General features: G+C 45.3%; 10 protein-coding genes. 9 read left to right on the top strand and 1 reads right to left on the bottom strand.

The window, feature by feature from the left end; all coding sequences use genetic code 11:
• The 7 genes from PLH26_RS17225 to PLH26_RS17195 form a co-directional block, all read left to right on the top strand.
• Positions 1–815 (top strand): outer membrane beta-barrel protein (locus PLH26_RS17225; protein WP_324587271.1); only part of this gene is annotated, 815 nt, incomplete at its 5' end.
• 3 nt (positions 816–818) lie between these two features.
• Positions 819–2,063 carry an MFS transporter gene (locus PLH26_RS17220; RefSeq protein ID WP_324587270.1) on the top strand — a complete coding sequence of 415 codons (1,245 nt, stop codon included), beginning with the start codon at positions 819–821 and terminating at the stop codon, positions 2,061–2,063.
• 24 nt (positions 2,064–2,087) lie between these two features.
• Positions 2,088–2,636, top strand: coding sequence for a carboxymuconolactone decarboxylase family protein (locus PLH26_RS17215; RefSeq protein ID WP_324587269.1), 549 nt, complete (start codon positions 2,088–2,090; stop codon positions 2,634–2,636).
• Positions 2,637–2,695: 59 nt separating this feature from the next.
• The gene (locus PLH26_RS17210; RefSeq protein WP_324587268.1) at positions 2,696–3,769 is read left to right on the top strand and encodes a cobalamin-independent methionine synthase II family protein; all 1,074 of its coding nucleotides are present in this window, start codon (positions 2,696–2,698) and stop codon (positions 3,767–3,769) included.
• 5 nt (positions 3,770–3,774) lie between these two features.
• On the top strand, positions 3,775–4,326 hold the full coding sequence (locus PLH26_RS17205) for a carboxymuconolactone decarboxylase family protein (RefSeq protein ID WP_324587267.1): 552 nt from the start codon (positions 3,775–3,777) through the stop codon (positions 4,324–4,326).
• Positions 4,327–4,546: 220 nt separating this feature from the next.
• The gene (locus PLH26_RS17200; RefSeq protein ID WP_324587266.1) at positions 4,547–4,954 is read left to right on the top strand and encodes an HIT family protein; all 408 of its coding nucleotides are present in this window, start codon (positions 4,547–4,549) and stop codon (positions 4,952–4,954) included.
• Positions 4,955–5,133: 179 nt separating this feature from the next.
• Positions 5,134–6,207, top strand: coding sequence for a hypothetical protein (locus tag PLH26_RS17195; RefSeq protein WP_324587265.1), 1,074 nt, complete (start codon positions 5,134–5,136; stop codon positions 6,205–6,207).
• 2 nt (positions 6,208–6,209) lie between these two features.
• On the opposite strand, the gene PLH26_RS17190 is transcribed toward PLH26_RS17195, so the two are convergent.
• The gene (locus PLH26_RS17190; protein ID WP_324587264.1) at positions 6,210–6,419 is read right to left on the bottom strand and encodes a hypothetical protein; all 210 of its coding nucleotides are present in this window, start codon (positions 6,417–6,419) and stop codon (positions 6,210–6,212) included.
• A gap of 174 nt (positions 6,420–6,593) precedes the next feature.
• On the opposite strand from PLH26_RS17190, the gene PLH26_RS17185 reads away from it, so the two are divergent.
• Positions 6,594–8,333 (top strand): toll/interleukin-1 receptor domain-containing protein, encoded by a 1,740-nt coding sequence (locus tag PLH26_RS17185; protein ID WP_324587263.1) that lies wholly within the window; start codon positions 6,594–6,596, stop codon positions 8,331–8,333.
• A 175-nt stretch (positions 8,334–8,508) separates the two neighbouring features.
• Positions 8,509–9,021 (top strand): N-acetylmuramoyl-L-alanine amidase (locus PLH26_RS17180; RefSeq protein ID WP_324587262.1); only part of this gene is annotated, 513 nt, incomplete at its 3' end.

The following is a 9,021-nucleotide window of genomic DNA, read 5'->3' as shown; positions in this document are numbered from 1 at the left end:
ATGAGAATTCGTTCACCGCTTCTTCAGTGGGCGCCTTTGGCGCTGCTTTCGGGCAGGCAATGGGCAACGGTACGCCTTTCCCGCAGGCAATAGCTGATAACAAAGGTTTACTGGAGAAATCGGATGTGCCCTATATTAAACCCGAAAAGCAAAAAGCTTTTGAAGTAGGTTACAAGGGGCTGATCGCAAATAAGCTGATGATAGATCTTAATTATTATTACAGCACCTACACCAACTTTATCATTAATACAGTGGTCATCCGCCCGGAACATACCATACCGGCAGGCGGCGGCACGGTTAGCGATGAAGCTGCTATGGATATACCCAACGGGGATATCCAGGTTTTTCAGTTGTATACCAATGCTTCGGATAAGGTATCATCGCAGGGCATTTCGGCCGGACTCACCTGGATGATGAGCAAAGGGTATACGGCAGGCGCTAACATTACCTGGTCTGATTTTAACCTGAAAGATGCCAATCCCAATAATATCCCGGCGTTCAATACACCCGGGTACATTACCAATGTAACTTTCGGCAACAGCAATGTGTATAAGAATTTTGGCTTTAACCTGGCGTGGCACTGGCAGGATGCGTTTGACTGGTACGGAACCTTTAATGGCAACAACCCCGGCCGCATCAATGCCTATTCGCAGCTTGATCTGCAGATCAACAAAAAGATCCCTTCCGCCAATGCTATCATAAAACTGGGCGGCAGTAATATTTTAAACCACAGGATATACCAGGCCTTCGGATCACCCGGCGTTGGAGCGCTGTATTATGTATCGGTAGTATTTGACGGACTATTGAATAAATAAAATATGAATAGCAGCATAGCAAGTAATGAAGATCAGAAGATAACGGCATATCTCTGGATGTTTTTTGCCGTATGCTTTATCAGCAGCGCGTTTGGAGGTGTTGTGTCTACATTGATGTCGGTTTACCTTCCTGTGGTAATGAAGGATCTGCAGCTCTCGTTGGAACCCGGCGGGCAGGCACGCATCAGCGCTTATATCAATGCGGTATTCATTTTTGGATGGGCCATCGGCGGTTTTGCATGGGGGGTGATCAGTGACCGCGCTGGAAGAAAAAAAGCGTTACTGCTTGCCATCGGTTGCTATTCGGTTTTTACCATTTTAACCGGTATGCTGCCCAATTGGGAGAGCATTGTATTGTGCAGGGTGCTGAGCGGGTTTGGTGTTGGAGGCGTTCTGGTGGTGGGGTTTACTTTCATAAGCGAGGTATGGCCTGCAAAAAGCAAGGCCGTTTTCATGGGTATTTTGTCCATTGCTTTCCCGGTGGGTATTTTTTCTGCCGGTTTGATCAATTATATGGTATCATCATGGCAACAGGCCTTTTTATCGGGTCTTATACCACTCATCCTTGCTATTGCGGGGATATGGGCTGTAAAAGAATCTGCGAGCTGGAAAAAAGACAGGCAGCATCTCCTGCAAAACAATAATCCCGCTGAAACCCTTTTCTCCCCTGTTTTCCGGAAGGATCTGCTGATCGGGTCGGTTACTTTTGGCTCCATGTTAATTGGATTGTGGGCGATCTTTTCGTGGCTGCCTACATGGATACAAAGCATAATTACAGATTCCGATGGTCAGAAGGAAAGGGGCATAACCATGATGCTGCTGGGCATGGGCGGATTAACAGGCGGTTTTTTTTCGGGTTGGTTCCTCAATGCAGTGGGCACGCGAAAAGCGATGCTTTTGTGCTTTGCTGTGTGTTCGGCTTTGTCTTTTGTACTGTTTAAAACCAATACGGTCTTCACATCCCTGGTGTATATAGAAACGGGCGTTCTCGCTTTTTTCTTTGGCATAAGTCAGGGTGTGCTGTCGTATTATATACCGCAATTATTCCCTACAGGCATCAGGGCAACGGCAACGGGTTTTTGTTTTAATATAGGTCGCTTATTTACCGGCACTGCTGTATTGTTTGTAGGTATACTGGTAACGGTGCTGGGTGGCTATGGCAACGCCATATACCTGTTTTCGCTGGTGTTTGTTGTAGGATTGCTTGTGGTATTGCTGATCAAAAAAATGGAGCATAAACTTGTTTAGATCAACTTAAAAAATAATTGTTTTATGGCACATATCAACGTTCCGGAAGGCGTACCCGGTATAAGAAGCCTGGTAATGTTCAGACCCGAAACCGGAAAACATTTGTATCAACTGGCACAGGTGCTGCTGCGGGACGATTCTCCGCTAACCCCGGCCGACAGGGAACTGATAGCGGCTTATGTATCGCACAGGAACAATTGCATGTTTTGCAGGAACAGCCATGCCGCTGCAGCAAGGTGTTTATACCGCGAAGCCGCACCGGTAGTGGATGCGGTATTCCTCGATATGCAGCAGGCCCCCGTAAGTGAAAAATTAAAGGCCCTGCTCAACATAGCTGGCAAGGTGCAGATCAGCGGGAAAGCGGTTACTGCCGAAGACATTGAGGCCGCAAGAAAATTGGGCGCTACCGATAGGGAGATACACGACACGGTTTTAATTGCGGCGGCTTTTTGCATGTTCAACAGGTATGTAGACGGGCTGGCAAGTTTTACACCAACTAACGCCGACGAATATACAGAGATGGGAAAAAGAATGGTGGAAAAAGGATATGTGTTGCCGGATCGGCCAAGATGAAATGCGGGGCTGCCATTCTGCACAGATATAGTCATTGAATAAACTAAAACAAAAAAGTTATGAAAATCAGAACAGAACCAATAGGGAGCATTCCCCGTCCGGTTACATTGATCGAAGGGATGGCTGCGCATGCGAATGGCGATATTAATGAAAAGGAATTGAACAAATTATTCGAATCGGCTATAACGGATACTATACAACGTTTTGAAGCCACAGGTTCGCCGGTAATTACAGACGGTGAACAAAGCAAGCCCAGTTTTGCTACCTATCCCATTGCGGGCATGAAGCATCTCGACCCTGATGGAGTTATTATTCCTTTTGCGGACGGGCATACCCGCCAGCTGCCTAAAATCACAGGCAGACCTTTTCGTTACCAGGTGTATGCCAGCGCCTATCTCGAAAAAGCAAAAAAAATGACCAACCTGCCGGTTAAACAGGCAGTTATTGCTGTATCGGCAATAAGTTTATTGTATCCGCAGGAAGGCATTGAAGGGTATACGCATGATCAGTTCATAAACGACTTGCTGAATGAAGCGGAGACGGATATAAGAAACAGTCTTAACGGTGGCGCGTATAAGGTACAGATTGATTTTACGGAAGCCCGGTTAGCATTGAAATTAGATCCTTCAGGTAATTTGCTGAGATCCTTTATTGATCTCAACAACAAGGTACTTACGAGGTTTACAAGTGAGGAACGCCAAAGGATCGGTGTTCATTCCTGCCCCGGAGGAGATCATGATTCAACGCATAGTGCAGATATATCTTATGCCGGTCTCCTGCCTTTATTGTTCGGGCTGCAGGCAGGCAGTTTTTACCTGGAATATGCTGCCGAAAACGACAAGCCTTCCGTGCTGGCAGTTATTAAGGAGAATCTCCGGCCGGATCAAACGGTTTTCCTGGGTGTTACCGATGTAAATAACCCGGAGATAGAAAAGCCTGAAGAAATAAGGGATCGCATACTGGAAGCAGCGGAAGTGATCCCTGCTGCACAGATCGGTACAACAGATGACTGCGGCTTTTCGCCATTTGCGGATGATACTTCTACATCAAGAGACATTGCATTCGGCAAGATAAAAGCACGCATTGATGGTACCCGCCTGGCTGAGGCTGTAATCAACAAAAAAATTATCTGATCATTATGGCACATATTAATTTGAACAACGACTTACCCGGCATAAGAGGCCCCATGGCATACAGGCCGGAAACGGCAAAGCCGCTTAATGAACTGGCAGAAGTATTGCTGCGTGATGATAACAATACGCTGAGCAGGGGCGACAGGGAACTGATAGGGGCTTATGTTTCTTACTTAAATGATTGCTTTTTTTGTCAGAACGTGCATGGCGCCATGGCCCAGCATTATATGCAATGTGATATGCAGTTCGTTGACAGTATAAAACATGATTTCACTACTGCCGCTATTTCCGGTAAAATGAAATCGCTGCTGGCCATTGGCGCAGCAGTGCAAAAAGGCGGTAAATATGTAACTCCTGCATTGATTGAGCGGGCCAAAGAACAGCAGGCCACCGACAGGGAGATACACGACACGGTATTGATCGCCGCCGCTTTTTGCATGTTCAACCGTTATGTGGACGGGCTGGGCACTGCCGCGCCGCAAGACAGGCAGTTGTATGTTAACCGTGCCCCGCAAAGGGCCGAAGAAGGGTATGCGGGACTGGATTTGTATAAATAAGCAATAGCCGAAAGGAAGCGCCGGGAACCAAAAAATTAGAAACAAATAAATCTCAAACCTGTCCGCCGTGGCGGATCCGAAGAAAGAAGCTCGAAATCCGAAGGAATACAACGATAAACAAAAAACTAAAAATCATAAACTTTCAAATTCCGAAGAAGGCTGTCAGATCAGCCGTGAGCAGCATTCCGTTTCATAAATAGTATTTGCGTAATTTTGCCGCATGACCATTTTTTCAAAGATCATAGCGGGCGAAATTCCTTCTTATAAAATTGCCGAAAATGAAAAATGCTATGCTTTCCTGGATATCTTTCCCTTGGTGAAAGGGCATACGCTGGTAATTCCCAAAATAGAAGTGGATAATCTCTTTGATCTTCCCGCGGATTATTTAAGCGAGCTGCTGGTTTTTGCGCAGCCCGTTGCCAAAGCCATTGAGCGTTCTTTTCGCTGCAACCGCTGCGGCATCAGTGTGGTAGGGCTGGAAGTACCACATGCACATATTCACCTGGTACCCATCAACAGTATGGATGATCTCAATTTTACAAGAGGCAAGCTAAAGCTGTCGCAGGATGAACTAAGGAAAACGCAGCAAAAGATATTATCCAACTTAACAGGTCTGCCGGCCGCCTGACCGGCTGATCCTCGCCAGAATGCCATTCGGGCGGGGGTAGAGATGAAAAGAAGTGAGTAGTGAATGGTGAATAGTGAGTTCAACCTTTCACTACTCACTACTCTCTATTCACTATTCACGTTTAACACTGTAACTACTTTTAATTAATTTACCTTTAAAGTATCACTAAAGCCAGGCAAATGAAATGTCTCTTTGTTTTTAGCGCTGCGCTCCTGGTGGTATATTTCGGCTCATGTGCTAACAATGCAAAAACCAATATGCAACAACAGGAACAAATTACAAAAGAGCTTACTCAGATAACAGGACTGCTTCGCGACAGCAGCTTCGCGCTGGACATGGCAAAAAACCAGGATGCTGTTTATTACAAAGCACAGGGGCAGCCGGCACCTGATTTTTTACCTCAGAACGAAGAATCCGGAGTTTTAGAAAAAAGTGCAAAAGAAGAAAAAATTGCAACGAACATAGCGGCTTTTTATGCGCTGGAATGTGCTGTTGGTGCGTTAATGGAGCGTGAAGGCGGAACGCCGTTTGAGTGGTTGAACAAAATAAAGACAAAGCAACTGGATCCATCTGAAGTATTGCTGCTGAACCGTTTTGCCAACGCTACCTGGAAAGCCGGACAGCTTTTTCGCGGACTGGAACGCATTACCCGGGATGTTTTTGTTTCACCGGTTTTTTTACCCGAAGCTGAAATAAAAAAGGATCATGACCAGATATCTGCTGCTGCAGATAAGCTGATGGAAACGATGCGGGATGTAAAGGGTGCATCAAAGGCAAACCAGTTGCAAAAGCTGAGATCGTTGCTGCAAAGCAGGTCATTTGCACTGGAAATGGCGCAGCACATGGAAGCCGCATATTATACCGCACAGCAACTGCCGGTGCCCGCTTTTTTGCAGCCCCGTGAAGATACGCTCACGATCAGCAAAAGTATCAGAGCAGAAAAGATCGCTACCAACATGGCCGGGTTCTATGCGCTGGAATGCGGGTTGAGCTACATGGCAACGGAACGGCAAAAACTGCCCTCTGCTGTGCTGCAGTCCATAGTAAACGATAATGTTGATGCAAAAGACAAAAAATTGTTTGAACGTTTTGCCAATGCTACATGGAAAGCGGGACAGCCCTTCAGGGGATTGGACAGGATTACCAGGGATGCATTTATTCCTTTTGATCAGCTCTCAGAAAAAGAGCAGGAAAAAGACTGGGTACAAATAAAAGCTGCTGCGGAAAAACTGCTCAAATCGCTATCTTCCTGACTTTATAACCATTTAATCTTCATTCCCCGGGTGGTTAAAAACGACTCTTCCGATTCAACTGTTTTCCATCTTATAGCCCATCCTGATGGTGTGTATTCTGCCCCGACGCAAACGGCTATTTTGTCTTTGTGTGGATGACCCGGACTCATGATAACCGCTTTTTTCCCATCATAAGTTGTGGCTACAAGGGGATGCCTGATTTCTTTGTTCATCTTTTCTCATTGCTTTACTTCTTCATAAAATTATGATAATGTTATGAATTGCATTCTTTTTTTATCTTTATAGCGCCTACAAAGGCAAGAAGGTAAGTAACCTTACGAGGAAAGACGTATCAGTCTATCCGAGGTTAAACTTGGTTAAGAAGGCGACTTTAATAAGCCTGATTTATGTTTATTACATTACAGTTCCCGTTGTTTGATTACCGCTTTTTTAAAACGGATCCCAACAAAACGGAAAGGCCCAAATGGCCTGAGCCCGGCAACAATGCCAGGGTGCGTTATTTTGGAGAAATTTTGGGGAGGAATAAAAAATACCTCGGCCCCTGGGATGACGAAAAAAAATATTGTAATGCGGCCGGCGTATTGAATTTTTGCGGGCTGAAGGAGGAACATTTTTTTAAGTCTTTATACAGCAACCCATACCATGCCAGGATCCTTTTTCGCAGGTTTCAATCTGACGGCCGGTGTATGGCCAAATTTGAAGTGGGCTTCAGTGACCAATTGCGCAACGGCGTAGCAACGCAGGCAAACGAAAAGAAAACATCTTCCTTTAACCTTTATAAATATGTTGAACGGTACCTGCTGTGTCCGGTAAAAATAAAGGTTGGCAGCCGGCTGTCGGATTACCTTCCATTGATCGAAGCGGGAGAAAAATTGAGGGATGCCTATTACTGGACCACCACAAAAGGGAAAAAATCTTTTGAAGCCAAAGATATAAAGCACCAGGCAGAGCCCTGTGAACCCGCGCTTTTAATACAGTTTCGTGCCGGAGAGATCAATCCGGATCACCTGTTTGCCCAAAAGGTAGATATGCCTTTTCTCAGTAAGGAAGGTATTGAGCTGTACTGCACACATATTTCGTATACCATCGGGCGACGAAAGTACCATCTGAAAACATGGATGATCATTACAGCAGATGAGGACACGCCTTTACTTTCCGGACAATTCCGGACCTACAATCAAACGGTTCGTTACCTGCGGATCAACCTGCTCCGCATACATGTGGAGACCTGTATGCAGAAGAAGCTGGTAGAAACCTTTGGAACTACAGATGAGACCTATAAGATAAAGGATCCCGCGGTGCGTGACCGGCTCTATTTTTACCTGCATAAGATACTGCTGAATCTAACCAACATTCAGCGCAACGATCAGCCGCAGATCGCATTGATAGAGGCAGCATTCCGCCTGGATGAATATTATTACGGCTCTATGCGTATTGAAGACCAGGTGAAGGTGTTGGATGAATATAAAACATGGCTGAAGGAACTGGAGCTTAGCCCCAAAAACCAGCGGGTGCTCGGATATGTACAAAAGAGCGCTGAAGACCTCCGGGATCAGCAAAAGCAGCAACCCGAAAACTGTGTTGTTTTTATTTCCTATAATCATGCCGATGAAATAACAGCCGCCCTGCTTAAAGACAAGCTGGAACAGGAGAAAATAACGGTTATCCTTGATTCGGCTTCTATGCAGGCGGGTACGGCTATAAAGGATTTTATCAGTAAAAGTATACTCCGTTCACATGCTATACTTTCCGTAGTTTCTGCAAACAGCCTTACATCGGGCTGGGTAGGGGTAGAAACAATAAACGCTATGTTTATAAAAGACTTTTTTCCAGAAAAAAAATTTATTGCCTGCTGTCTTGATACTGATTTTATGAAGGATGGTTTTATAGAAAGGGCCAATATCAAAATTGATCAGCGCATCACAGCAATAAAATCCCTGGCAAAATCACGCTCAGTCAGCGCATTGCGTTCAACGGATATAGATGACGAATGGAGACGGCTGGAAAGCCTTCGTTTGAAATTACCCGATATTATAGCGCATCTGAAGAATGATCTTGGCATTGCTATAAGAGAAAAGGATCTCAATGGCAATTTTCCAAAGATACTGGAAGCGATAAGGAGCTAAAACGGTTACAAACTTCTGGTCGCAGCCGAAGGCATTTTATCCCCTGTTGCATTTCATTGATAATTTGCTTATTTTTCTGTTGACCATACCGGTAACATTGTCCTGTTCCCCTGATTTGTATGTTTGATGGATGCGCCCTGTGCACAGGATGGCCGGCACTCTAAAATTTACTCCCATGCGCTTCACTTCACTTTTTCAACTTGAAGAAAATTTACTTCAAACCGGAAATAACGGCGAATATGCATTTAATAAGATATCTATTCCCGTTAAAGGAGAAAATATTGTTTTGAACGGCATGCTTACTACTGCCAAAAACCGGTCTAAATACTACTATGCGGTGGAGCATCCCAAGCAACGCATTGTATTGCACTTTACCGCAGGGCAGCTCCGCTCCGACCTGTCGGCGCTTACCAGGGACAATTACCATGTTTCCGTAGCTTTTGTAATTGCCAGAAGCGGCATGATCTACCAGCTGTTCTCTTCAAAATACTGGTCGGGCCATATCGGTAAAGGCATTGGCAATGAAGGTACAGGTAACGCGCAGGACAAGTGCACCATAGGGATAGAGTTATCGAACTATGGTTATTTAATTCCACGCAATGGCAATCTCGAAACGTATTATTCAAGACAAAAAGATGCGCAGGGCAGGGAAGGCCCGGCTGATGTATATTGTTCATTAGATGAGCCG

Source organism: Agriterribacter sp. (genome assembly GCF_035444585.1).
GTDB lineage: Bacteria > Bacteroidota > Bacteroidia > Chitinophagales > Chitinophagaceae > Agriterribacter.
Note: the sequence above shows the minus strand (reverse complement) of the source record. Positions and strands in the feature narration are given on the sequence as shown.

What these genes read in the sequence shown, in the direction of transcription:
- PLH26_RS17220 (WP_324587270.1), top strand. Translation starts at nt 819, where the DNA reads ATGAATAGCAGCATAGCAAGTAATGAAGATCAGAAGATAACGGCATAT.
- PLH26_RS17215 (WP_324587269.1), top strand. Translation starts at nt 2,088, where the DNA reads ATGGCACATATCAACGTTCCGGAAGGCGTACCCGGTATAAGAAGCCTG.
- PLH26_RS17210 (WP_324587268.1), top strand. Translation starts at nt 2,696, where the DNA reads ATGAAAATCAGAACAGAACCAATAGGGAGCATTCCCCGTCCGGTTACA.
- PLH26_RS17205 (WP_324587267.1), top strand. Translation starts at nt 3,775, where the DNA reads ATGGCACATATTAATTTGAACAACGACTTACCCGGCATAAGAGGCCCC.
- PLH26_RS17200 (WP_324587266.1), top strand. Translation starts at nt 4,547, where the DNA reads ATGACCATTTTTTCAAAGATCATAGCGGGCGAAATTCCTTCTTATAAA.
- PLH26_RS17195 (WP_324587265.1), top strand. Translation starts at nt 5,134, where the DNA reads ATGAAATGTCTCTTTGTTTTTAGCGCTGCGCTCCTGGTGGTATATTTC.
- PLH26_RS17190 (WP_324587264.1), bottom strand. Translation starts at nt 6,419, where the DNA reads ATGAACAAAGAAATCAGGCATCCCCTTGTAGCCACAACTTATGATGGG.
- PLH26_RS17185 (WP_324587263.1), top strand. Translation starts at nt 6,594, where the DNA reads ATGTTTATTACATTACAGTTCCCGTTGTTTGATTACCGCTTTTTTAAA.